General features: G+C 42.2%; 20 protein-coding genes. 9 read left to right on the top strand and 11 right to left on the bottom strand.

All coding sequences use genetic code 11. The features are described from left to right. Window positions 1-2 precede the first annotated feature (2 nt). From GKS34_RS00250 to GKS34_RS00235, 4 genes are all read right to left on the bottom strand, one after another. Window positions 3-599 (bottom strand): RNA polymerase sigma factor, encoded by a 597-nt coding sequence (locus GKS34_RS00250; protein WP_163382818.1) that lies wholly within the window; start codon window positions 597-599, stop codon window positions 3-5. 143 nt (window positions 600-742) lie between these two features. Further along, window positions 743-1,519, bottom strand: a complete 777-nt coding sequence (locus GKS34_RS00245) for a cupin domain-containing protein (protein ID WP_163382817.1) — start codon at window positions 1,517-1,519, stop codon at window positions 743-745. 112 nt (window positions 1,520-1,631) lie between these two features. After that, window positions 1,632-4,082: a hypothetical protein gene (locus GKS34_RS00240; RefSeq protein ID WP_163382816.1), complete on the bottom strand. Its 2,451-nt coding sequence runs from the start codon at window positions 4,080-4,082 to the stop codon at window positions 1,632-1,634. Between the two features lie 172 nt (window positions 4,083-4,254). Further along, entirely contained in the window at window positions 4,255-5,424 is a 1,170-nt protein-coding gene (locus GKS34_RS00235) for a glycosyltransferase family 2 protein (protein WP_205601992.1), read from the bottom strand. 208 nt (window positions 5,425-5,632) lie between these two features. Between GKS34_RS00235 and GKS34_RS00230 the strand changes: the two genes are divergently transcribed. Next, window positions 5,633-9,763, top strand: a complete 4,131-nt coding sequence (locus tag GKS34_RS00230) for a response regulator (RefSeq protein WP_205601991.1) — start codon at window positions 5,633-5,635, stop codon at window positions 9,761-9,763. Window positions 9,764-9,823: 60 nt separating this feature from the next. Here GKS34_RS00230 and GKS34_RS00225 read toward each other — a convergent pair whose 3' ends face one another. Beyond that, window positions 9,824-10,522: a LytR/AlgR family response regulator transcription factor gene (locus GKS34_RS00225; RefSeq protein ID WP_163382815.1), complete on the bottom strand. Its 699-nt coding sequence runs from the start codon at window positions 10,520-10,522 to the stop codon at window positions 9,824-9,826. Between the two features lie 51 nt (window positions 10,523-10,573). Next, window positions 10,574-11,230 (bottom strand): acyltransferase, encoded by a 657-nt coding sequence (locus GKS34_RS00220; RefSeq protein ID WP_163382814.1) that lies wholly within the window; start codon window positions 11,228-11,230, stop codon window positions 10,574-10,576. Between the two features lie 162 nt (window positions 11,231-11,392). Between GKS34_RS00220 and GKS34_RS00215 the strand changes: the two genes are divergently transcribed. The 6 genes from GKS34_RS00215 to GKS34_RS00190 are packed head-to-tail and all read left to right on the top strand — an operon-like array spanning window position 11,393 to window position 19,081. After that, window positions 11,393-12,160: a TolC family protein gene (locus GKS34_RS00215; protein WP_240459133.1), complete on the top strand. Its 768-nt coding sequence runs from the start codon at window positions 11,393-11,395 to the stop codon at window positions 12,158-12,160. Further along, window positions 12,150-14,288 (top strand): GumC family protein, encoded by a 2,139-nt coding sequence (locus GKS34_RS00210; protein WP_163382812.1) that lies wholly within the window; start codon window positions 12,150-12,152, stop codon window positions 14,286-14,288. Before GKS34_RS00215 ends, GKS34_RS00210 begins: the two co-directional genes overlap by 11 nt. Window positions 14,289-14,292: 4 nt before the next feature. Beyond that, window positions 14,293-15,720, top strand: a complete 1,428-nt coding sequence (locus tag GKS34_RS00205; protein ID WP_163382811.1) for an O-antigen ligase family protein — start codon at window positions 14,293-14,295, stop codon at window positions 15,718-15,720. Continuing rightward, a complete protein-coding gene (locus GKS34_RS00200) occupies window positions 15,713-16,636 on the top strand; it encodes a glycosyltransferase family 2 protein (RefSeq protein WP_163382810.1) in 924 nt (307 codons plus the stop codon). The genes GKS34_RS00205 and GKS34_RS00200 overlap by 8 nt, the downstream gene beginning before the upstream one ends. Beyond that, complete coding sequence (locus tag GKS34_RS00195; RefSeq protein ID WP_163382809.1) at window positions 16,620-17,753, top strand: glycosyltransferase family 4 protein; 1,134 nt, start codon at window positions 16,620-16,622, stop codon at window positions 17,751-17,753. Before GKS34_RS00200 ends, GKS34_RS00195 begins: the two co-directional genes overlap by 17 nt. Beyond that, complete coding sequence (locus GKS34_RS00190) at window positions 17,750-19,081, top strand: oligosaccharide flippase family protein (RefSeq protein ID WP_163382808.1); 1,332 nt, start codon at window positions 17,750-17,752, stop codon at window positions 19,079-19,081. Before GKS34_RS00195 ends, GKS34_RS00190 begins: the two co-directional genes overlap by 4 nt. A 15-nt stretch (window positions 19,082-19,096) precedes the next feature. Here GKS34_RS00190 and GKS34_RS00185 read toward each other — a convergent pair whose 3' ends face one another. Next, complete coding sequence (locus GKS34_RS00185; RefSeq protein ID WP_163382807.1) at window positions 19,097-20,326, bottom strand: glycosyltransferase; 1,230 nt, start codon at window positions 20,324-20,326, stop codon at window positions 19,097-19,099. A 91-nt stretch (window positions 20,327-20,417) separates the two neighbouring features. On the opposite strand from GKS34_RS00185, the gene GKS34_RS00180 reads away from it, so the two are divergent. Next, window positions 20,418-21,656, top strand: a complete 1,239-nt coding sequence (locus tag GKS34_RS00180; protein WP_240459132.1) for a glycosyltransferase — start codon at window positions 20,418-20,420, stop codon at window positions 21,654-21,656. On the opposite strand, the gene GKS34_RS23660 is transcribed toward GKS34_RS00180, so the two are convergent. From GKS34_RS23660 to GKS34_RS00165, 3 genes are all read right to left on the bottom strand, one after another. Further along, window positions 21,638-22,840, bottom strand: coding sequence for a sugar transferase (locus GKS34_RS23660; RefSeq protein WP_163382806.1), 1,203 nt, complete (start codon window positions 22,838-22,840; stop codon window positions 21,638-21,640). The two genes, GKS34_RS00180 and GKS34_RS23660, sit on opposite strands and share 19 nt — an antisense overlap. Beyond that, a complete protein-coding gene (locus GKS34_RS00170) occupies window positions 22,833-23,240 on the bottom strand; it encodes a response regulator transcription factor (RefSeq protein ID WP_163382805.1) in 408 nt (135 codons plus the stop codon). Before GKS34_RS00170 ends, GKS34_RS23660 begins: the two co-directional genes overlap by 8 nt. A 298-nt stretch (window positions 23,241-23,538) precedes the next feature. Then, window positions 23,539-24,486 carry a UDP-glucuronic acid decarboxylase family protein gene (locus GKS34_RS00165; RefSeq protein ID WP_163382804.1) on the bottom strand — a complete coding sequence of 316 codons (948 nt, stop codon included), beginning with the start codon at window positions 24,484-24,486 and terminating at the stop codon, window positions 23,539-23,541. A 174-nt stretch (window positions 24,487-24,660) separates the two neighbouring features. On the opposite strand from GKS34_RS00165, the gene GKS34_RS00160 reads away from it, so the two are divergent. After that, complete coding sequence (locus GKS34_RS00160; RefSeq protein ID WP_240459131.1) at window positions 24,661-25,455, top strand: NIPSNAP family protein; 795 nt, start codon at window positions 24,661-24,663, stop codon at window positions 25,453-25,455. A 58-nt stretch (window positions 25,456-25,513) separates the two neighbouring features. Here GKS34_RS00160 and GKS34_RS00155 read toward each other — a convergent pair whose 3' ends face one another. Then, complete coding sequence (locus GKS34_RS00155; protein ID WP_163382803.1) at window positions 25,514-26,377, bottom strand: type 2 periplasmic-binding domain-containing protein; 864 nt, start codon at window positions 26,375-26,377, stop codon at window positions 25,514-25,516. Between the last annotated feature and the right edge of the window lie 24 nt (window positions 26,378-26,401).

Raw genomic sequence — 26,401 nt, 5'->3', positions numbered from 1 at the left:
TTTTAACAAATGCCAAAACTTATACTGAGAAATAGAAGCCCCGAAAAGGAGGGATGCTGAAGCAGGTTTTTTTTCAGTGACTTTGAAGCAAGGTAAATGTGGTGTTCGATGGTCCTCTTTGATAAATTCATCTGTAATGCTATCTGATCACTACTCATGCCATTGAGTTTATTCAAGCGAAATACTTCTTGTTGGACCTTAGGTAAACGGCAAATTAATTCCATCGCCCATTCCTCCAATTCATGATAAGCCATTTCATTCTCCTGACTTTGATCAACAAATTCCGGATTGCCTGCAGCAGCTTCCAGGCAACATTCCTTTTTTCGATTACGAATGTGGTTATACACATAATATTTGACCGATTGAAAAAGGTAGCTCTTGAAGGATTTGGACACGTCTAGTTTCTTTCGTCGTTGCCAAATCCTGACAAAGATTTCCTGAACCGCCTCTTCGGCCAGGTGCTGATCTGTAAAAAGAGTACGGGAAAACGCCATTAGTTTTTTAGCGTACCTGAAATACAATTCATCAAAGGCAGCTACGTCTCCCTGCCGGAGACATGCCAGTAATTCAGTATCTGTATGTTTTTGCAAAACTCCCATGAACTCGCAATTTGGGATAGGGTTTATTACATTGGACAATAAGCAGGATACTTCAGTTGGTTTGGCAGTTTAGGGAATACAATATACCTTATTTCAATTTAAATAAAAAAATACCTTTTTTTAAGATGTCTTTTATGAAATAGTTACTTTCCCGTTTTTGCTGTAATCCAGCGAATAGCGTAATATTCACATTCCCCCTCACCCACATTGCGAATACCGTGAGGGTCATAGGCGGATAAAAACACCAAAGAGCCAGGTCCCAGTTGGTATTCGGTACCATTAATATGTTCGGCTACATGACCCTGCAGTACAAGGATAATTTCTTCATCAGCGTGCACGTGAGGGTCATGACTTTTTTCACCTTCCTTCAAGGTGGTAATATGCATTTCGAGTTCTTGTAATGTTTCCGTTTCTTCTCTCATGACAGCGCGCCTACCTCCCTTGGCAGTCTCCTGAAAGTCCATGGCGTCGTAATGGAAAATTTTCGCTTCGGGACGATCAACTGCTACCTTATTAGCATCACCGTCAACATCCCATCGAATCAGATAAACCGAAGCACTCGAATTTTGCGGAGCCATTTTGAAATTTTTATTCCGGGGCAACCAGGCGATACTCCGTTCTTCCATGACCTCGGTGGAATTGTCTGTTTCCAGTTGTAGCGCACCGTTTAATACCAACACCAGCATTTCCTTATCATCGTCCAATTCAATGGATTCTGTAGCTTTCAGATCCAGCTGTTCAACATGAAAATTTTCAAGTGTCTTGGTTGGCCAATTCATCAGGTGCCTTACCTCTGCCATTTCCCTGGTAGTCACGGGCAACATTCGGTATTCAAAAACTGCGGAGGGATGGGGTTGATTTTGTTGGGCATGTACCTGAGTGAAGGCCATGGCCAGCAGGATTAAGGAAAGCGTTTTCATATTGGTACTTGGGTTTATTTACCGGTGAAAGTAAAACTATTTCTTTTCCAAAACAATGCTTCGTAGAAAGTCAGTACAAGTCCTGGATAGGTAGTCGCCTATACTACCACCATTACCTGTCCATTGCGCTTACGGTTTCATCAGGTCCCTGGGATTTTATTTCTACCTTTAATGCAGCTCCGGGAGCAGCCTCAAAATCTGCAGTTACCGAGAGTTCATTTTCCCCATTTTCCAATTCAGGAATCACCTCCAAACCGGATATTACTTCAAGTTTCTGCCAATACTTATCATACAAAACAAGATCCCCATTTTCCATAAGCTTTACTTGCTGGTTTGCTTTCAGGCTGACCGGAATTTCCAGAGCATAAAACTGATTGACCGTTAGGGTTATTTTCGAGGCTTTCACTACGCTCTCACCGGATGCCGGCACCAGACTAATGAGGAATTGCAACGGTTGACTGGCGTAGGGGTTTTCCCAATGGATGGAAGTCTGCAGGGGTTCCCCTGGCTGCTTTAAAATATGGGGATGCTCCATGCGTCCGATTTGGTAGGGAATCAGCTTCCATTTCTCAGAGCCCTCAGGTACCAGGCTAAATTCATTTTGAATATCCTGCATCCTGCTTTTCTGACCTGCAGTAAAAGCACCAGTCATTCGCGCCCTCTCCCAGTTTCTTATGGCCTCAAAAATAGCTGCGGACTGTCCGTTTCTTTCTACCGCATCAAAACTCAGATTAAAGGCAAACCCAGCATCAAAACCTGCCGCTCTGGCCAGAAGCCATTCGGTATCTTCCAGGCTGGTTTCCGGGCGCATACTAAACCAGCCCAACATTGCGGGCAACAGATTCCTCTGGTAAAAATCCTGGTTCATAAGCCGGTAATTGGTTTGGCTTTCCCGGAATCCGGCATACCAAGGTTCTCCCCAATTATACCGCGTGCTGATATGCCAGTTAAAATGAGATGGATTGCTGGCATCGTTGATTACTTTTCCCTGTAAATCGGCATTTAGGTGATCAAACCAGGTTTTGGTAAAAAGGCTTCGTGCATATTGGCCCATTCCGGTGGACCAGGTGCCTTCCAATCCATCAAAAGAAACTTGCTTCAGCCCGGTTTCATTAAAAAGTCTGGCAAGAGTGATGGCCATTTCCTCTGACAGGTCTGCGTCTCCCAGAAAAACCTGGTAGGCATGATCCATTAGCTTTCCAATTGACGTACCTTCTGAATAGGCCTGGGGTTCTGTCCCATAAGCTCCCCGCAAACAGCCCTCTAACCGCCAGGGCGCCTCAGGGGAAACAGAACGGTATCGGATTATTTCATCTCCGATCTGAACGGCCTGGAGAGAATTATTTTCCATCTGATTGAAGAAATCAGGAGACTCAATATGGATCACATTTTCCTCTCGGGTAAGGGGCTTTGCTAAGCTCGAAAACCCCACCTTGGCAAGTCCTGGATGCGGTTTCGGAGTAACGTAGGGGTCATCGGTGCTAATAAAATTGGAAAGGGTATGCACCCCTAGCTGCACTCCTTTTTGGCGAGCACGATCGACACATGCCTTAAGGCTTTTCCAGTTGTCCGGAAAGGATTCCTTCTTCAAATCAAAATGGCCCCAGTTTTGGAAGGGACCGCCATGATACAAGTACTCCAAACCGGCCTTTTGGGTAAATTCTATAGCCCTGTCTAAATTTTCTACCGTAAAGTCCAAAATCAGGTAAGAGGAAGTCGCTTTCCTGGATTTCTTAGCCCATTCCCCATCTATCAACGGATGGGGTAGCCCTTCCTGGATTTCAATTTTACCAATCAAATCCAGGACAAGCTTAGAGGGACTGCCAAAAAGTGCAATTTTGGAACCCAAGGGACCTCCATCCTCAAAGGCTGGAGCAAGATACCTGTTGTGCCCAACGTTGGCAATGATCCGGTCTTTGTTTCTATTCCTGCTGTAAGCCTGAAGCAGACTTCCGTTTTCGCTTACTTTTGCCGTCTGCCCCCTATAAAATTTTTTGTTTCGCCAGCCGGCATCCACATCCACCAAATCTCCCGTTTCAAAAATATCATATGCCGGCTCTATATCACTTTCAGCATCCGGATAGCCTCCCAGTGTTTTCACATTCAAGGCTTGTATCCCGATGGCGAAGTCGTCATTACGGACCACCCCCACAGCCTCTCCAATAATCTCCCGGATGGTGGTAGGAAAAGGACCCCAGACCACCCAGTCAACCTTATGCATGTTTGAAATGGAAACAATTTCAAAGCTTAGGTAATTTGAATACGCTTTCGGCTGAATTTCTATTCGGATATCCTCCTGGGGAAAGGTCAGGATTAACCGGTCACTCTGCACTTCCATTTTTTCCGGAAAAAGCACCTTGCCCGAAACCCGAATGCGAAGAAAAGGACTTGGCTGATCCCCAGAATGGTATTCGACTTTATTGTCTTTATCGAAAAGGCTGTTTACATGTCCTTGTTGATCTAGTAGGAGTCGAAAATTGGACGTTTCGAAGGTAGTTTCTTGGGCGAAGCTTGCTGCCATTACCAGACAAAGCAAGAAAGTAATCAAACATCGTTTTTTCATTAGCAGCCTATGATGTACAAATTGGTTTCGGAAGAAAAAAGGAATTGAAGGAAATGTAGTAAAAAATTAACAAAAATAGTTCAACAGGAGCAGTGAATCCGTCATTGGGTTCTAATATCCCAACCCAAAATCAATTCTTACCCTTCCTAAGTCATTTTGTCTTTCTGGATTACTAGTGTTGCTTCCGTTTGGCCTTTTCCCAGGTGCTTTTCTGAGTCCCCTTTAAGAAGCGGACCAAACCCGCCAATACGGCATAATTCATGAGGCAAAAGTAAAAGGGGATGAAAAGTACTTTCACCCGTAATTTTCTGTTTTCGAGAAAATAACCCAGACCGGCAGCCAGGTAAAACAGCGCCTGCCCAACCATAAGGAACTGATAAACAAAACCTTCAGGCCATAAAAACAGGTTTGCGATAAAGATAAAAATAAGCAAAAAGGGTGTAATAGTCCACCTTAGGACCCGGTGGGAAAGGTACTGGAAAAATAACAGGGGTTGTCTAAAGGGTGTAATTAAGAAAAACAACCTTTTCATGGACTGCCAGCCGCCGGCACTGATCCTTATTTTTCTTTTTAACTCCTCCGGAATGGAATCTGACCCGGTCTCCATGGCGTAAGCGTCTGGTTCGTAGACGATTTTGTATCCCTTTGACGCGATAAGCATCGACTGCATAAAATCATCCAAAATGGTATCTTCAGGAAGTGTTTGATAGAGGGACGAGCGAAAAGCTACCAATTCACCTGCTGCACCTACAGCGGAATAAAGGCGGCTATCGAGTTTTTTCAGAAAGGATTCGTATTTCCAGTACATACCTTCACCGGCAGCACTGGCAGAATCGGCCGCTTCCATAAGCACGCGTTTTTCTCCGGAAACACAGCCTACTTTTTCGTAAAAAAAATGCCTGACAATGTTCTTTAACGCCATTTTATTGAGAAGGGTATTGGCATCGGTAAAAACCACAAAGGGGCTTTTGATTTCGGTCATTGCCCTGTTTTCTGCGGCTGTTTTGCCCGCCCGACGGTCCTCATGCAGGATTTCTACCTGCGGGTAATCCGTCAACACTTCCCGAAAATTATCAGTAGAGCCATCCGTAATAAAAATCACCTTAAATTTGGATTTGGGATAATCAAGGGCGAGAGAATTTTCAGCCTTTATACGGATTACATCTGCCTCATTGTAACAAGGGATTACCAGGCTTACCTCTGGCCAATCTTCCGGAGTAGACGTTGGAAGACTACTGGTGAAAAAACCTTTAAGCTGAACCAGAAAATACAAAATTATTCCATAACCTAAAAATGCATAGCAGACGATGGCGATCGACATCCAAAAGAGAAAGTGCAACATGCGATATAAATTTGCGACTGGATTTGATTTTTAAATTTTAATATCGAATTTGTAAAAGTAAGTGGAATGATTGGAAAGGATTATTGAAACAAATAATAATTTTCGTTTTTTTACCCCTTAAAACGCATGATTAACTTCTTTGCGTTTGTGATTATTTTAGTAGTAACTTTAGAAATTGATCTTACCGCCAACTTGCACCATTCACACCATGAGTAAAGGTAGTACTTTCACGGGAAATAATATGTCCACCAAGGTTTCCGGATTATACCTGGGAAAGGGTATTCCCAATAAAAATTTTGACCGGATAGTGGTTTTAGCGCAGAAGCTAACGGGCTGTAAGCATGCCTTTCTAGGCTTTCCACACTCGGAGGGAATTTGGTTTAAATCCAGTTCAGAAAGCATTCAATCCACTGAAATACCAACAAATGATCCGTTTTGTCAATTCTTGGTGAATACCTGCCAATTTCAGGATATGAATGAAGTTTCCAAGCCCTTAAAACAAAGTGATTTTTTAAATTCGTTGAATGGTCTGGGTTACCTGGCAGTTCAGCCTGTTATAGAAAAGGGGGATGAAGTTTTAGGTTATTTGGTGGTAGCTGACTCAGTTATTCCTGAAAATATAACTACGATATCAGAAAGTCTGGCGATCTTATCAGAGGCAATTTGCGAACATATCCGTTTAAAAACAGAAAATTTCCAAGATAGGCTTTTAAGCAAAGCCCTCTCCCTGTCACAAGACCTCATTACGGTAATCCGTTTTGATGGTAAATTCATCAAGGTAAACAAAGCTTTTGAAACTTTATTAGGGTACGGGGAAGCAGAACTCTCCGAAAAAGCCATGTCCGATTACATCCACCCGAGAGATGTAGATCAAACCATGGTGGAAATTAATAAATTGATCAAAGGAGAGGCAACAACTAATTTCAATCACCGGTTGAAGACGGAAAGTGGTGCCTACAAAACGTTTGCATGGACCGCTACAGGAGACCTAAAAAATAAATGGATCTTTGCTATTGGCAGGGATATTAGTCAGGAAAAGGAAAAGGAGGAAAGGCTGCTCTCCAGTGAGGAAAAATTTCGCTCGTTTTTCGAAAATAGCCAAGGGTTGATGCTGACTCACGATCTGGACGGAAAATTTTTAAGTTTTAATAATTACGGTGCCAGACTTTTGGGATACACGGTAGAAGAAATGCTGTCCAAAAAATTATGGGACATTATTCCTTCGAAATACCATCCGGAAATTGATACTTATTTCCAGGAATTAAATAGCGACGGAAAAGCTCAGGGGTTGATGACCACGCGCCAGACCAATGGTAAACTAAAGGTCTGGCTGTACAGCAACACCCTGGAGAAGGATTACCAGGGAAATTGCTACGTGATAGGCAACTCCATCGATATTACTGAAAGGCTTAGGTTGGAAAAAACCATCCAAAACGCCAAAGAGTTACTCAGCCAGACCCACATGATGGCAAAGATCGGTGGCTGGAAATACGATTTGGAAAAAAAATCTCTAAGCTGGACGGACATATCCAGGTCCATTTTTGAAGTTGAAGATGATTACCTTCCAAGCCTGGACAAGGCTTTTCAGTTTTACAAGGAGGGGTTTTACAGGGAACGGATGCAGGAACTTTTTTCGCTGGCAAGAGAATACGGAAAAGCCTGGGATGAAAAACTAAAAATTGTAACCGCAAAAGGCAAAGAAATTTGGATTCGTACCATCGGTGAAGCACATATTGAAGAGGGAAAGTGCCTTTACCTATTTGGAACCATACAGGACATCAATGAAGCCGTAAACAGGGAAAATCAATTGATCCAGAAAGAACAAATGCTTTCTGCCATTTCCAAAGCCACTGATGAGCTGTTATCAAATAGGAACCTAAATGGGGCCATTTCCAATAGTCTGGAGCTAATAGGGAAAGCAGCCGATGTGGATCGGGTTTATTATTGGGAAAACAGTAAATCCGATGATGGGTCTACCCTGACCTCTCAGCGATTTGAATGGAGTGCCGATGAGGTAGAGCCACAAATTAATAATCCGGATCTTCAGAACGTTCCCATCAATTTTTTTGGAGAATTTGTGGAGCCCATGGAAAAAAACGAGGTTTTTCAGGCTATTCTTTCGAATATGCCAAAAACATCTTCTACGAGGGGATTTTTGGAAGAACAAAACATCAAATCTATCCTGGCGATTCCTATTTTTACGGAAGAGGGTTTTTGGGGATTTATCGGATACGATGATTGCAAATTGGAGCGAGAGTGGTCACAAGCAGAACTTTCTCTTTTAAAGAGTTTTGCAAATAGTATCTCCAATGCCATCGACCGAAACTTTTTGGAAAGAAACCTGATCGAATCAAAAGAAGTTGCTGAAAAAGCCAGCCTGGCAAAATCAGAATTTCTGGCCAATATGAGCCATGAAATTCGCACACCCTTGAACGGCATCATCGGTTTCACCGACCTTCTACTAAAAACCGAACTCAATGACGTTCAAGACCAATATATTGGCATCGTCAACCAGTCTGCCACCACTTTATTAAATATAATCAACGACATACTTGATTTCTCGAAAATAGAAGCCGGGAAATTAGAATTAGACATTAGTAAAACGGATATTTTCGAATTGGCAGGCCAAGCCACCGACGTGGTCTCTTATCAGGCCCAGAAAAAAGGGATCGAAATGCTGCTTAATCTGGAAAAAGACCTAACTCGTTTTGTATACATTGACGATATCCGGCTCAAGCAAATCCTGATAAATCTACTTGGAAATGCGGTGAAGTTTACCAAAGAAGGAGAAATCGAATTAAAAATCCAGACATTAGAGGAATTGCAGGACGGGCACAAACTGATTCGCTTTGAAGTCCGGGATACGGGAATAGGCATTTCGGATGAAAATCAGAAGAAAATATTTGATGCTTTTTCCCAGGAAGATGGGTCCACCACCAAAAAATATGGCGGAACCGGTTTAGGATTAACCATCTCCAATAAACTGCTGGCGATGATGGGATCGGAACTAAAATTAACCAGCCAATTTGGTCAGGGAAGCAAATTCTATTTTGACATAGCCCTGAAAACAGAAAATGGAAGTTACATAAAGAAAACCAATACCGATTTTATAAAAAAAGTATTGGTAGTGGATGACAACGAAAACAATCGCCTCATTTTAAAGGAGATGTTTTCTCTTAAAAATATCCAGATGGAAGAAGCTACGAATGGCTTCGATGCCCTCCAAAAAATAGAAAATAACGGTGATTACGATACCATATTGATGGATCTAAACATGCCCTACATGGATGGTTTAGAAACGGCGACAAAAATTAGAAATAATTTTTCGCATGAAAAAACCAATTTGCCCATCATGCTTTTACACAGCTCGGCAGATGACGATTATATCCATAAAAAATGCAAGGAATTATCCATCCAAATAAAACTATCCAAACCGATCAAAATCAAAGATCTATACGATTCTTTAGCACAACTAAACCCCCGCAAACCTGCCCAAAAAACGGCTCCTTCTTCCTCTTTTTCCCATAAATCATTACAGGATAATTACCGCGTGCTTATAGCCGAAGACAATTCTATCAATATGTTTCTGGCAAAAACCATCGTTCTAAAGGTTTCACCGAATACCGAAATCCTGGAGGCCACAGATGGGCTCTCTGCATATGAATTGGCAAAAGAGTATCTGCCTGATATCATTCTGATGGACATTCAAATGCCGGTCATGAGTGGCCATGAAGCCACTAAAAAAATCAAGGAATCTCCTTTGCTTAAAGATATTCCCATTGTGGCCATCACCGCAGGAAACATCAAAGGTGAAAGGGAAAAGTGTCTGCAATCAGGTATGGTGGACTTTGTGGCTAAACCTATTGTAGAAAAAAATATCCGCCAAATTTTTGAAAAATGGGTGCCCCCCAAACAAGGGCAGGAAAAAAATAGGACAGCAGGTTTAACCGAACCCAAGGAAGTCAAAAACGAGGATGTAGACCAGTCCTATGATGAACTTTCAGCCCATTTTAACCTGGAAAAAGTGAAAGAATACCTCGGTGGTGAAACAGAAGTAATCAAGGAAGTTCTGAAACTCACTTTATCTGAATTAGATCACTCCGGTGAGGTTCTAAAAAAACATTTTTCCAATAAAAATCTAGACGGGATCTGCACGGAGGGGCACAAACTGAAAGGGTCTGCGCTGACCGCAGGGCTTGATACATTATACACCATTGCGTTGGAACTTGAGAACATGGCACAATTCGATCAGGACAGGATAAAAGAACTCTTAGAAAAATTTTCTAAAGAAAATGAACTCGTAAAAAAGTTAATAGGTAAGCATATTGATAGGGATTAGTCCAGGAAAATCCTACCAGTATTTCATTGAAAAATATCGATCGCTAATCATTAAACCCCGTCATAGAAAATTGACGCTTTTCTTCAATTGATCTTTATACTTTGCACCGATAGGTATGATTTTTCCATCCACTACAGCCGTATCACTATCGAAATCAGTAAGGTAATGTAAGTTGATAACGTAAGAGCGGTGGACCTGTACAAATTCTGCATTGGTAGCCAATTTATCCAGGAAGTTGGATATAGTTGACTTAATCGTGAATGTCTGCGACTTGCACTTTAAGCTGATATAATCGCCTTTTCCCTCACAATAGCTGATATCGGCAAAGAGGATCTTTTTGTATAAGCGATCGTCCTTTACAAAAATAAAATCCTTAGAATAGGCATTCGGATCAATTTTCACCTCGGCTTCTTTGCATTTTTCTATTCCCTTTAGAAATTGGGGGTAGGCAAAAGGTTTGGGTAAGTAGAAACAAGCATTTGTTTCGAAAGCCGAAATCGCATTCTCATGATTTGCAGAGATGACAATCAAGGATCCGTCATACTGGCTATGTTTCAAAATCTCAAATCCATTCATTTCGGGCATCTCGATATCCAGAAAAATCAGATCGATAGTTCCTTTATTTTCAATCAAAAAGTTTAAGCCCTCGATGGCGTCCGTAAATTTAGCCAGCAATTCCAATGATTTTGTTTTCGATATATAATGCGAGAGCACCTCAATGCTGGCCGCATCATCATCTATAATTACACAACGATTCATCTCTTTATTAAATAATTTAATTATTCATTATAACTAATATTTTATTATATTTTATGGCACCAACACAGTTTCCGGCACCGGTAATTTCCTAATCAATTTGGCAGGGACTCCTCCCACAAGAGTATAAGGCGCCACATCTTTTGTCACTACTGCACCGGCGGCCACTGTAGCCCCTTTCCCAATCCGTACCCCTTTTAGCACCATACATCGGGTAGCCAACCAGGCACCGTCCTCTATAAAAATAGCACCGGATTTTCCCTTTTCATCCCGATTTTCTACACCATGAAAATCTCCATCCATGATGACTACCTGATTAGCTATTTGACAGTTTTTCCCAATGGATATGTGCTGACTTGCTGATAAGATACAGGCGGTATTAATAAAGGTATCGTCCCCAATTTCCAACAAAGCTCCCCGATCGGCATATAATTGGGTAGTGCCCATATGTGACCAAAGTTTACAGCGATCTCCAATTCGTATGGCACCACCTCCCTCTACACGGAGGCGACCCCTTACTGTAACTAATTTGCCCACTCGCTCGCATTTCCTCAATCTGATTTTTGCATTTAGTAAACGGATGATACCCTGAAGAATTTCCTTGAAAAGCGACAGGTAAAGGTGGGATTTTTCACCTGTAGTACGCGCTTCCCTTCCGAAAAGTGCCTGGCTTTTTTCCCGTAACCTATCCGCTAATTTCTGCTGAATCATCTATCTTTTAAATAATTAATGAATATATAGGGTGAAAATTTAAATTCAAAAAAAAAGGATAAATTAAAATTTTTAGTAATTTTATTTTAAAAATAGGGCAAAAACAGTAATATATTTTACATAAACCTATTTTTGTCATTAGCATATAAATAAATGAAATTCATGGTAAAAAAACCTTTTAGGTGCATAAACCTGGGCCTGATTTACTTTTTAGGAATTTTTACGCTGAGTGAATCTGTATTAGCTCAACAGGAAGGAGGTATTTTAGGAGAATTGGATTTAACGATTCCAATTGAAAATCAATTGCCTCCGCTAGACAGCCTTATAGAGTTGGCCGTAGGTCAGCATCCCACAGTCCAACTTAACGAAGCACTTGTCGGGTCTGCCGAATCGAGACTAAAGCTGGCAAAAAAATCCTGGACCAATTTGTTGCGCGGTTATGTGGATTACGGCTATGGTAATCAGGCCATCGTCACTACCGGATCTCAAGGTGCTGATCTATCGAATATTGCCAACGGATACCGCGCCGGTGCAAATTTGAGCATTCCGTTATCAGAAATATTTAACCGGGGTGACCGGATCAAGCTTCAGGAAAGAGAACTGGAAGCCACCTTTCACAAAACCCGGGAAATGGAACTGGTGATAGCTGGTCAGGTCATCGAGCAGTATAATGACCTTCTTCTGGCACAGCGGCTGATGAATATCCGTTCACAAATGCAGGAAAAGGCAAGAACGAATGTATTGCAAATGGAAATGGAATTCAACCTGGGCAATCTGGATGCTACCAGCTATATGCGCAATGTGGAGGTTCATACGATCGCCCAATCGGAATACGAAAATGCCAAAAGCAGTTTTTTTGTGGCCGTTCAGAAACTGGAATTATTAATCGGGGTCACACTGGACCAACTAATCCGTAAAAATGAGTATTAAGCACCTGATTCGTCTTCTCTGGAAAAACAAATTCCGAATCCTGATTCCTCCAATTTTGGTTGGGCTGGGTGTGTTTTTCCTCACTCAAAACATGCCACGCGAATACGAAAGCAAGACCATCATTTTCACCGACCCCAATACCAACCGTGGGGCTACCGATGGCGGAGTAATACGTATGGATTTTTACACCTCTAATAACTTATTTGATAACCTCACGCTACTGGTTAAATCAAGGGAGACCATAGAGGACGCTGTCCTCCGGCTACTGGCCATACACCTTTCGCTCTCTGAAGCTGTTCCCAGTATTATTCAGAAGGAGTCCTACCGGGATCTGCAAAATCACATTGACCCAAATCTCTGGAAGGAACTGTCCGTACCCGGCAACCTGGAACAAACCCTGGCACGGGTAAGGGCACACTACCAAAATATTCCCGACTCGCCCATTGAATACATACTTCGGGAACACGAGCACTATTCCATTAGAAAAGTACTGGAAAGATTGTATGTGGGAAGAAAATCCTCCTCTGATATGATGGAAATCTCCTACCGTACAAACGATCCAGGTATTTGTTTTCATACCTTACGACTAATTTCTGAAGCTTTTATGGAAAGGTATTCGGGGATGAAAGAAATGGAAAACACCAACTCCATTTCCTACTTTCAAAATCAACTTACGATAGCTCAGGACAAATTACGGGAGGCTGAAGGTAATCTGAAGTCATTCATGACCCAAAACAGAATCCTGAACTACTACGAACAGGGGAAATACCTGGATATCGCCAAATTAGAGCACGAACAAGACGAGGAAAGATCCAAGCGCCTGCTCTCGGGCACCCGGTCCAATTTAGATGAAATACAGGAAATGTTTAAGAATTTTGACAAAAGACAGGTGATTATTCAAAAAATATCCAGTCTTCAAGATAAAATTGTGGTTAGGGATATGGAAATCCAGGGCTTACTATCTCAGAACAGCTCAGCTCCTAAAATCGAAAGATTAACCGCTGAAATAACAAACCTAAAATCCCAAATAGAAGAAGCCTCCAAAGAGTTATTTCAAAACAGCAATACACTTCAGGGGATCCAAAGAGAAACCTTATTAGAAGAGTGGTTGCGACTAAAAATCCTCTTTGAACAGCAGAAACAATCCCTGGATGTAATGCAAAACAGAAAAGCTTACCTATCAGGAAAAATTGAAGAATTTGCTCCGCTTGGTGCAGAACTAAAAAAATTAGAACGGGATGTTAGTGTCAACGAAGAACAGTACCTTTCTATCCTTCACGGACTAAACATGGCTTATTTGCAAAAATACGACCTGGAGATGTCCTCTTCTCAGAAACTGATTGATGAACCCTATTACCCAAAAACACCCCTCCCCTCCAAACGCATGTTATTTATTCTGGGAGGTACCCTGGCCACGGGTTTTTTGGGATTTTCACTGGTGATTTTATCTTTTTTTCTGGACCGTACCATTAAATCTGCCCCTCAAGCAGAGAAATTAACCGGATTGAAGGTTTCCGGGGCATGGATCGATGAAACGGTTTTGAGCAAGGCGGTAAAGAAGGATATTTTATTTAACCGCCTGCGGAAGCAATTTTATAACAACATCGGCAAACACCTGCCCCAACAGGGAAAAAAAATCATCCTCTTTTATAGTTTAAAACAAGGGGAGGGTAAAACCTTCCTAATCCAAAAATTGGTGGAAGAATTAATGGACCAAAACAGAAATATGGCCTATTGGGGCAAACCTGGGGACGCAGCCCTAATGCCCTGCGATACCCTTACCTACAACCACCAAATGACAATTTATGATCAAGAAGACAGATACTGGGAAGATAGGATTGCTCAAACAGAAAAGGAATTTATCCTTTGGGAACTTCCCAACATCGAAGAGGTGCCCTTGAATTACACCCTTATTAATCAGGCAAATGTGTTGGTGATGGTTTTAGATGCCGAACGCAACTGGAATTCATCCGATACCCGCTTTCACGAGAGTTTGAAAGAAATGATAGAAATCCCTCATGTGGTCTGGCTAAATAACTTGAAAGACGATGAACTGGAGGATGTCAATGGAGAAATTCCCAGAAAAAGGTCCTTCGTACGGTCAAAAATTAAAAAAATCTTGTCCTGACCCTATGGATTTATCCCGAATTCAACTAACCTTTCCCCTGACAGCACTGGTCTTATCCTTGATGGTCAGTTTGTGGGTGGTCCATACCGGGATTTTTGGCATAGGAACCTTATTTGCTATTCCACTCGGAGTGGGCCTCGGCGTATACATGATGGGACATCCTGCCCATTGCCTGTACACCGCCCTGATATTTGCCTTTGTGTCCATCGGAGCGAGTAGGTATGTACCTAGCCTGCCGTTGGGACTAACCGTGGACTTCGCCCTGGCAGCAGTGCTTATCAGTGCTATTTTTCATACCCGTGTCAAAACCGATTTCACATATCTCAAAAACCCACTGATATCGGTTACCTTAATTTGGATGGGGTATAACGTGGCAGAGATTTTTAATCCTGAGGCCAGAAGTATTTCCGCCTGGGTGTATGCCGTCAGGGGCACAGCTCTTTACATGTTGCTTACCGTTCCACTCACCCTACTCTATGCTCATACTCAAAAAGATCTAGACCGGTTCTTCAAAATCATTTTTCTGTTTTCCATACTGGCTTCGCTGTGGGGACTAAGACAGTATTATATCGGATTAGACTTTGCAGAAAACAGATGGCTGGATCAGGGGTCCAGGTCCACGCATGTCTTATTTGGCAACCTGCGCGTTTTCAGCTTTTTCTCCGATGCGGGCCAATTTGGAGCTGGCATTGCTCATTCGGGAATGATCGCACTGGTACTTGCGTTGGGTCCTTTCCGGACAGGGTACCGGGTCCTTTTCGGATGTTGTGCCTTGTTATTTTTTTACATGATGATTATGAGCGGAACAAGGGGAGCCTTGATGGTGCCGGTAGCGGGAACGCTGGCTTATCTTTTTGCTTCAAAAAATTTTAAACTAATGGCCATTGGATTGATTGGTCTGGGAATGGTATTCGTATTTCTAAAATTTACGAGCATTGGAAATGAATATTACCAGATACGAAGGGTACGATCGGCTTTGGATCCCAATGACGCTTCACTCAATGTGCGGCTATCCAATCAGGCAAAATTTGCAGAGTACCTGAAAACCAGGCCCTTTGGAGGAGGTATCGGTACTTCCGGTTTTTGGGGACAGCGATTTAGCCCCGGCACCTTCCTGGCTGAAACACCCAATGATAGCTGGTTTATAAAAATCTGGGCAGAAATGGGGATCGTCGGGCTAGCACTGCATGTTTTTATCCTGGCTTTTATCGGTTTATTAGCTCTTTTCCGAACCTGGCAGGTAAAAGATCCGCGGCTCAGACAAAAATTACTCGCGTTATTTGCCGGTTACGTTGGAATAGCTGCCGCCTCCATAGGCAATCCATTATTGGGGCAAATGCCTACGGGGATCATATTGTACATGTCTTGGGCCTACCTGTATCTTTCTCCCCAACTGGAAAATAACACAATAAAATCGGGTAAAAATGGATAAACCGCTGATCTCTGTCATCACCATCAACTACAATGGATTAACGCATACCCTGGCTTTTCTGGCCTCTTTCCAGAAAGTCACCTATACACGGGTAGAAATCATTGTCGTAGACAATGCCTCAAAGGAAGACCCTGGAGAAATTCTTGTGCGGTATCCAAATACCATTTTAGTACGAAATCCTCTCAATGAAGGGTTTGCGGGTGGCAACAACCGAGGAATGGAGGCAGCAAGCGGGGATTATTTCTTCTTTGTCAACAATGATACCGAGGTCGCCGAAAATATTCTGGATGTACTGCTTGACCGCTCCCTTACAAATCCAACGATTGGGTTGGTTTGTCCAAAAATCTTATACTACGACCAACCGGACACCATCCAATTTGCCGGGTTTTCAGCCATTAATCCGATTACAGGCAGAGGAAAAGGAAAAGGGTATCTGGAAAAAGATCGAGGACAATACCAAAAAGCGGAAATCACACAGTTGGCACACGGTGCCGCCATGTTTATTCCCAAGACAGTGGTTTTAAAGATAGGTATGATGGCTGAATTGTATTTTCTCTATTACGAAGAAATGGATTACTGCGAAAGAATCAAGGACGCCGGCTATACACTTTGGTACGAACCACAGACATACATTTTGCACAAAGAGTCCATGAGCGTGGGAAAAAACTCCTTGTTGAAAACCTACTACATGAGCCGAAATCGCTGGCTTTTTTTACGCAGAAATGTAACCTGGCCTTTATTCTTTTTTACTGCCCTTTATTACCTGGCCATCGCCTTACCCAAGAATCTCATCGTGTATCTGATACATTCAGAATGGGCTCATGCTAAAACTTATTTTAAAGGCTTTGGGGCTGGGCTTTTTATGCAAAACATTAATGATAATTTAAACTTGATCCAGAATGAGGATAGGCATTGAAGCACAGCGCATTTTTCGTAAAAAAAGGCACGGAATGGATATGGTGGCCCTTGCACTGATCCGCAATTTGCAGGAAATGGATACTGAAAACCAGTATTTTATTTTTGTAAACGAAACTGAAGATTCATCACCCATTCAGCCCACTGATAATTTCACCATTATCCCCCTACCCGCTTCTCCCTACCCTCTCTGGGAACAATATCATTTGGCCCGGGCCGTAAAAAAATACGAACTGGACCTGCTGCATTGCACCAGCAATACGGCTCCTGTATTTTGCCAGACAAAACTCGTAATAACCCTTCATGATATCATCTATCTGGAAAAAATAAACCTGAAAGAAGGAAGTTGGTACCAGCGACTGGGTAACCTATACCGTCGATGGAATGTGCCGGTTGTGATGAAAAAAGCAGCGGGAATTTTTACGGTTTCAGCTTTCGAACAGGAGAGGATTACCCGCCATTTCGGATTGGATTCATCAACGGTAGCTGTCGTTTACAACGGCGTTGCCAGCCATTTTAAGTCCGAAACCATTTCCAGGCAACAAGAGGTTCGCGAAACCTATGCACTTCCGAAAACTTTCATGCTTTTTTTAGGAAATACCGATCCCAAAAAAAACCTGAAAGGGGTATTGAAGAGCTTGGCGCTTTTGGAGTCGGCAAATGTGGCATTTCCCGTTTTGGTCATGCCCGATATTGGAGAGGAAGTGCTTCAATCCATGCTTTCCGAAATCGGAGCTCCGCTGCTACTTTCCAAAATTCACTTGACCGGATACATTCCCAATGAAGACCTGCCAGCCATTTACAGCCAGGCCGTGCTGTTCCTTTATCCTTCTCTTCGTGAAAGTTTCGGTTTGCCGATTTTGGAAGCCATGGCCTGCGGCTGTCCCGTAATCACGTCCAATACCTCTTCCATGCCGGAAGTGGCTGGAAATGCAGCGATGCTTATCGATCCTTTTGATCCGGAGAGCATCCGCCAGGGCATCGAACAGCTTCTAAATAATGAAGAAATCCGTGAAAAATTAATAGCAAAAGGGCATCAAAGACCTGCATTATTCGATTACAAAAAGGGTGCCGCCACGACACTGGCCAAATACCAGGATATACTCCACCAGGCATGAGTGATAAAAAATATTGGCTTAAAAGTGGCTTTTTTACCATGATGCACCGAGGGGTGGATTTTTTACTGGGTTTTGTTGGGTTCATGTTGCTGGTTCGGATTTTTTCACCAGAGGATTTTGGGGTTTGGGTACTGCTCATCACCATTACTTCCATTCTGGATATGGCCAGAAACGGGTTTATCCAAAACGGTATGATCAAATTCATTGTAGGAAAAAATCCAGCCGTACAGCGAAAAATCCAATCTGCAGCTCTTTTGCTCAATGCCTTGCTTAGTTTCCTGATACTCGTGCTTCTCTTTTTGGCAGCTCAGCCGATTGCTGAACTATTCAATTCTCCGAAGTTGGCAACTATTCTAACGATTTATGCCTGGGTGCTACCTGTATTGGTTATCCACACGCATAACCTGGTTTTGATGCAGGCCAGTTACGATTTTAAGGCCTATTTCCTTGCAGGAATCAGCAAAAGTTTGCCCTTCTTTCTGGTAATTTTGATCGGGTACCTTAGCGAAAACAAATTAACCCTGGTTCACCTCGCCTGGTACCACAATGCCGCCTTTTTGTTAGCTACCCTGATGTCGGCCTATCAGGTCCGGCGCTATTTTGGTTTTCAATGGCAGGTAAAAAAATATTGGCTGGCAAAAATATTTCACTTCGGGAAATTTGTATTCGGAACCAATCTGGTTTCCATGCTTACCAACGGACTGGATAAATTTCTGCTTGGAGCCCTCCTCTCCCCCGTGCAGGTTGCCATGGCCAATACGGCCGGAAGGGTGTTAAACATGGTAGAAATACCTGTGAATTCCATTGCTTCCATTAGCTACCCCAAGGCGGCAGAAGCTCACGATACCAGGAAAACAGGGGATCTTAGCCAACTTTATGAAAAAACAACCGGAATGATGCTGAGCCTTACCTTTCCATTTTGGCTATTTTGTCTGGTTTTTGCGCATTACATCGTTTTATTTATAGCAGGAGAAACCTACCTGGATGCAGTACCTTTTTTACGAATTATGGCTTTTCTGGCACTGATCAAACCTTTTGACAGGCAGTCAGGTGTGTTTTTAGATGCCATTGGCAGGCCTTTTATTAATATGGTAATGGTTTTTGGAACCTTTGTTTATGGCGCGGGATTAAGTTGGTTATTCATTCATTGGATCGGCTTATTAGGAGCCGCCTATGGGTTGGTTTTGGCGGTTTCTTGCACCGCTTTGATCAAACACCTGGTTCTTAAAAGGTACATTAAGATACAATTTTTCCAATGCTGGGTACAGGCGGCCCGAGCCTATCCAAAATTAGTAGCTTCCTTACTGGCGAAATTCCGAAAAACGTAAAATAAACTTCAGGAATTATTTCCACCATGCTTCCAGATGGCTGAATTCATTCCGGCGTTTTTCCCAGAGAGGCTCAATTTCCGTGATTTCCTGATGACTGGTAGCCATAAAATCCTTGTTGGCTTTTCTTATTTTCAACATGCCGGACAGTTGGCCCCAAACAAAAAGTGGTATTTTGGGTATGGCTTTGATTACTTCCAAAGGGGTATGGTTCAATGTAAGGAGGGTCAAAAAACCCAACCCAAACAAAATCAAACATCCCGCCAATAGAAAAAAGTAACTTACCTTAACCCACAATGCTGCAAGAGCAAGCAATAAACTTACCCCTACCAAAATGACCATGGGAGGCATGGACACCATTACCGCAAAATAGATTTGGTTCCAATCCCAGGAAACCAGCCCTTTCAGCAAAAGCCGGAATGAAGTTGGAATCTGACCAAAATAGCTGTTTAGCCACCTGCTCCTTTGTCTGCCGATTTGGGGAGCAGCTGTAATCTTTTCATCAAAAATGATCGCTGCTGCCGCATACCCGATCCGGATTCCACTTCCCACCAACTCCACCTGCAGGGATTTGTCCTCGGCCACCACCAAGCCCTTTTCCTCCAACACCTGCATTTCATGGTAAATGTTTTGCTGATAGATTTCTTTTTCCAGAGACATTCCAGAACCGGCAATGGTGGACGAAGAACCTAAAAGGTAAGGGACATTGCGGACAGCAAAATCGTAGTAATACTCTCCAAGTGCATCAAGTGCCGCATAGGTGCCATTTGTATTTTTTGCTATTCGCTTCCCTTGCACCGCTTGAAACCCAGCTGCATGGTAGCGGTTGATCACTCCCAGAAAATGAGCGGGCACCAGGTTGTCCGGATCAAATATCACCACATGGGTGTGCTTTTTTTTCATTTTTTCCAGAACCAGCGCAATGGAGGCTACCTTGCTGTTTAGAAAAGGTCTCGGCTGAAAAAGGGTTAGTTTTTCATCTTGAACCTGCTTTTCTAAAGGCTCCTCGATTCCATCTGCCACCAGATAAACCTGATAGTGGGGATAATCTTGTTTAAGTAAAGCCCTTACCAAAGGCCAGGCAATGTCATTTTCTTTGTAAACCGTAATGATACAGGCAAAATTGGCCGAAAAAGAGTTTTCCCGAAGCTTTTCCTTCCTGCTCAGGACTGCCAGCAAACCACTAAAAAGGGGGAACAAAAGATAAAAACAACAAACCCAGACAATAATTTCAAACAAGATCAAAGCAACAAAAATTAATGGTTATTTTTATTCTAAATTTACCATTTACTCATTAGAATGCGATACAAGCAGGTCTAAAATAACCGTTTTTTTTATGAGCAATTTTTCACTTTCAGAATTCAAACAGCTTCCGATAGTTATGACCAGCATGTCCCGCTGGGATGGAGACTTTTCTTCTGCTTCCTGGTCCCTGGCCAAAACCTTTTCCAGAAATCAGGTAATTATTTATGTTGATTACCCATTTACACTACTAGATTTTATAAGGGAAAGGAAAAAACCCAGCCTGAAAGCAAGAATACCTGCATTGCTATACGGGAAAAATTGCCTGACTCCCCTTACCGAATACCATACTAACCTTTATGCGCTGACTCCTCCCCTGATGCTTCCAATCAATTGGCTGCCTCCCGGGAAATTGTATCGCACACTTGCAGGCTGGAATAACCGGCGATTGAGCAAAAGTATTCAAAAGGGACTTAGAAAGTTAAAATTCAGGGATTTCATTTTTTTCAATTCCTTCAACCCGCTTTACCTAAGTAGCCTGCCGAAAGGTTTTTCACCAAAAGCCTTTGTTTACCAATCCCGCGACAACATCAGAGCCCTGGAACCTTACCTTCGGAAGCATGGCGCCTATCTTGAAATTCAGGCAGTAAAAAATGCCCATCTGAGTCTGGCTACTTCACGTTTGCTTCAAACGGATCTGGAACACCTTTCCGGAGAAAAAGTAGCCTATTTTCCCAATGCCGCTGATTTCAATTTATTTAAATCTGCCTTTGAAAACGAAATACCTTTGCCCGAGGAATTAAAAAAACTTCCCAAACCTATCATCGGATATACCGGCAATATTTGCCATCGGATTGATTACGAATTGGTGAAGGGTATTTGTGAAAGAAACCCTGAAAAAAGCCTGGTCATGGTGGGGCCAAGAAACCATTGGGGACATACAAAGCTGGATTTGGACGAATTACCTAATCTGTATTTTACAGGACCCAAAAAAATAGAACAACTGCCTTCCTACTTAGCGCATTTCGATGTGCTCATCTTGCCGTTTCTTTGCAACGAGGTTACCAAAAGCATTTACCCTCTTAAGATCAATGAGTACCTGGCCTCCGGCAAGCCCATCGTGGCCACGCCATTCTCTGAAGATATTCAGTCCTTTTTTCCCCTTATCCGTCTTGAAAGAGACGCTAAATCCTTTAGCCAGGCCATCACCGAAGAATTGGAATCGGATACGCCCGAAAAAGGCACTCAAAGGTATCAAGAGGCTTCAAAAAACACCTGGGAAGGGCGGGTTTCCTTATTTTGGAAATTAATAAATCAAACGTTTTCGCTTTGAAAAAGAGCCGGAACCGTACGCAGCAAAATTTTCAAGTCAAACCAGAAAGAAAAATTTTTGACGTAATCGTTGTCAAGGCTCAATCGCTCTTCCTCTGACATTTCCCCTCTTCCTCTTTTCTCCACTTGCCAGAGACCGGTAATGCCAGCTGGCCCCAGAAATCGAAGTGAGTATTTGTCGGTGGTGATTTTTTCTGCTTCGTATAAGGGAAGGGGGCGATTACCTACCATCGACATATCCCCTTTCAACACATTCCAAAGTTGAGGTAACTCGTCTATACTGGTATTGCGGATAAACTTTCCGATACGGGTAACTCTGGGATCATCTTTAATCTTAATAAATGCGGCGTCTTGATTACCGGATTTTTTAGCCAAAAGGAGTTTCTCACAGACCATCTCATTATCGTCGTACAGGGGCTGAAGACAGCCACCTCCAGCTTGCTCACAGAATTCGCAAAGTTCCTTTACAGCAGTGGATCCCATTGAGGAGTTCACCTCTTGCCGCTTATTTTCTTCCGGCTTCTGGTACTGATTCAGGTGCTTTAGTTGGTGAAGCTTCGCATCTGCATCGGGATCCATGGAACGGAATTTGTAAAATTTGAAAACAGTGTATCCGGTACCAACACGATAGGAATAATAAAAAACCGGACCCCTTGATTCCAGTTTTATCAAAATTGCAATAATAAGAAACAGAGGGGATAAGGCTATAAGTATCAGACAAGAAACCAGTATATCAAAAAGCCTTTTTATTTTTGGAATTTTATACTGTTTTAGGGGGGTGATTTTCGACTCTTTTATTTTTTGTATGGGATGACTGATCTGGAACTCCAGTCGAGTAAGCAGCTTTCTTTTATCAATAGGTTTATAAATAAAATCAGAAATACCTTGCTTCATGGCTTGACGAATTTCCTCACGGCTTGCCTGATCCACCAACAAAAAAAACGGAAGGTGGCCAAAACCCAGCTTTTCCATGGTTTGCTTTAGTGGAATTCCGTGAACCCCTTTCATAGAGGAATCACTGATGACCATTAGAAATTCAATCCTGGCATGGGATAATTTGTTATAAAAAATGATACCATTGGAGTACGTAGCGATTTCAAATACCCCAGCAAGAGCCTGATTCACCAGATCCACTACTCCTTGATTTTCAGATATCAAAGCAATCTTTGGGATATTTTTACCCATCGATGGATTCCAAAGCTGGTTTACCGGTTCTTCGTAATATAGAGTTTATCCGTGCTTCCAGTTCCTTCGGGTTGAAGGGCTTCACCATAAAATCATCCGCCCCCAGGTTTAGGATAGCTATCTTCTTTTCGGAGGATTCTGTGGCGGAAAGAACGATCAAAGGGATAGCCTCAAAAAAACCACTGGATCGGATCAACTCCACAAACTCGGTACCGCTAATTTCCGGCATGTTGAGATCACAAATTATAATATCCGGCAAATTCCCTTCATGCATGGTAGCAATAGCATCAGCAGGTTTATTGAAAACACTGACTTCATATTTTTCCTTGAAGTAATGTTTAATGATCAGCAATACCGACGGCTCATCATCAATTGCGAAAATTTTATAACTGCTTTTCATAACAACTTGTATTACGGGTGATGTATTTTACCTAATAAAGATAGTTGTCGCCGAACAAATAAAAAAAGGTTTTACTGATTATTTTTAAATTAAAACTGATTTTTATTGAATTAAAATTAATTTTTATTCTGATTTATTACAAAATACAAAATTTGTCGTTTAAAAAACCAAAATCAGTGTTTAAAGAAATGAGTCTTTTGAATGTTTTTTATCAGGTTTATTCATCTGAAAAAAAGGCACAAAAAAAGCATTGCTCTCGCTCAGGAAAGCAATGCCTAAAACCGAATTAATAGCTTCACTAATACTGTCCTTCGCTCAAAATCTGCTCAAAATAATGGATGGTTTCTATAAGGCCTTCTTTGAGGTGCACCTTAGGTTCCCATCCTAGTTTTTCCCTGGCCAAATCAATGTTTGGTTTCCGCTGCATGGGATCGTCCTGTGGTAAGGGAAGGTATTTAAGTTTGCTTTTGGATCCTGTTAATTCCAGCACGTTCTCTGCCAGTTCCAGCATGGTGAATTCCACTGGATTACCAATATTCACGGGGCCAATAAATTCATTAGGACTATTCATCATCAGGTGCATCCCCTTGATCAAATCGCTTACATATCCGAAACTTCGTGTTTGTTTACCATCTCCAAAAATGGTAATATCTTCTCCTTTCAATGCCTGGACGATGAAATTACTCACCACCCTGCCATCCGAAGGATGCATGCGGGGACCGTAAGTATTGAAAATCCGTATGACTTTAATATTTAGTTTTTGCTGCCTGTGGTAATCAAAAAACAATGTCTCTGCACATCTTTTTCCTTCATCATAGCAAGCCCTGGGTCCGGTGACGCTTACACTCCCCTTGTAGGATTCCGGCTGAGGGTGAATCTCTGGGTCTCCATATACCTCGCTGGTACTTGCCTGCAAAATTTTTACTTTTAATCGTTTGGCAAGACCCAACATGTTAATGGCACCTATTACACTTGTTTTGGTAGTTTGTACTGGATCAAACTGATAGTGTACAGGACTAGCGGGGCAGGCAAGATTATAGATTTCATCCACCTCAACGTACAGGGGCAAAGTCACATCATGTCGAAGAAATTCAAAATTTTTGTTGTCCAGCAGGTGGTGGATATTTCTTCTTCTTCCTGTGAAAAGATTATCAGCACAAAGTACCTCATGTCCCTCACCTAAAAGTTTGTCGCAAAGATGACTACCCAAAAAACCAGCACCTCCGGTTACTAAAATCCGTTTCATTTTCCTAAAATAAATATTTCAAAATTAACCCTTTCTTTTTATAGAAAGCAAAAACCAAAAATAATAATTTATTTGCCATTGCTATACTTTTTTTTTAAAGTAGTTTGATTTTATTTACATTTATGTACTGAATCCAATATTTGGATTTTCATTACACAAAAAACTCAACGTAACATGCTAAAAAATTGCCCTTTTCTAATTGCCGGAAGCCTGATGCTACTGTTTTCCTTAACTAGCTACTCGATATCCCAGGCTCAGGATGGAAAAAGAGACCTTTACGAATTGAAAATCTACCATATTTCCAACCAAAATCAGGAAAAAATGGTGGATGATTATCTTAAGACAGCTTTTATCCCCGCAGCCCACCGGGCTGGCATAAGCAATGTAGGCGTATTTAAACCCCTGAGTTCCGAAAAGGATGCTGGAAAGAAAATCTATGTATTGCTTCCTTTCAAAAATTCCAAAAACTATTTTCAATTTCAGGGAAAACTGGATAAAGACCAGGCCTACCAGAACGCAGGTAAAGATTACATATACGCTGCCCACGACAACCCTCCATTTGTGCGTCTAGAAACGGCTTTACTTCAGGCATTTACAGGAAGCCCAAGGATGGCTACACCAAATTTGACTGCGCCAATGTCAGAAAGGGTATATGAACTCAGGAGCTATGAAGGCGCCACGGAAAGGCTTTACCGTCAGAAAGTCAAAATGTTCAATAGCGGTGAAATTGACATTTTTGACAAGCTTAACTTTAATCCTGTTTTCTATGCGGAAACCTTGGCGGGGGCGAATATGCCAAACCTGATGTATCTGACCACCTTCGAAAATATGGAAGACCGAAATGCACATTGGGATGCATTCCGCACAGATCCTGACTGGGATGCCATGAAAGACCTGGAAGAATATCGGAATACGGTATCCAAAAATGATACCCGTCTGCTGAAACCGACTGACTATTCCGATATCTAAATCTAGCAATGGTTAAATTTTTATTTAGTGCTGTTTCCGGTCCGAGACAGCACTTTTTTTATGGCGTTACCGCTGCTAAAAAAGCACTTGTCGGTAGGGTTTTTTGAATCAGTTTCACTTCTGACAACATTTTCATGGTATTCTCCAAATGAACGGGATGAATCTTCTTTGAGGTAGCCCAGGAGGTTTGTTTCAGCCATTGATTCACATCCTCGGCACCCAGGTCATAGGTTTTTTGGATCGCCGGAGCAATTGCTTTTTTATCCTCCATCAGGGATGAGTTGATGGCATAGATCGCGTCCAGCAATTTATCAGTAAGCTCCGGGTGTGTATTCAGAAAATGATCAGAGGCAACGATCACAAAACAAGGCCAGGGAGTGGGTATTTCACCGATCCGACGGAACCATCCTTTTGTTACGAGCGGCTGTGTGGTGTATTTCTCCCAAAGAAAGGCTTTCGGATTAGCGCTTTTAAAGGATTTGATGGCTCCATCCAAATTACCGATAATTTCAAAATTTATGCCCGCTGTGTCCCAGCCCTGCTCTCTGGCCAGGAGAAAGGCCATTAAATGGGAACCGGAACCCATTCTGCTTACCAAAAAAGGGACATTCTTTAATTCAGAAACCTGCTCCAACTTGGAGTTTCCAGGTACGTGAATTCCCCATACGAGTGGCGAATCTACATGAAAACCAATGATTTTTCCCGGGTTTCCTTCAATTTTGTCCTTTACAAAACTTTCTGTTAGAATAATGGCAAGATCTGTATTTCCTTCCCGGATGGATCTATTCATGGCTCCGGAGCCTTTGGATTCATTTTCCCAGACTAGTTGTATATCCTCGTCCAAAAATGGTTGTTTTTCTACCAACTTTAGCCATGGGAAATTAAAATGTTCTGGTACTCCGGTAATCGTTATCTTTTCCATAAATCAAAGATAAAAAGGAAATTT

The sequence above is a fragment of the Cyclobacterium jeungdonense genome, assembly GCF_010994275.1.
In the GTDB taxonomy this organism is placed as follows: Bacteria; Bacteroidota; Bacteroidia; order Cytophagales; family Cyclobacteriaceae; genus Cyclobacterium; species Cyclobacterium jeungdonense.
Note: the sequence above shows the minus strand (reverse complement) of the source record. Positions and strands in the feature narration are given on the sequence as shown.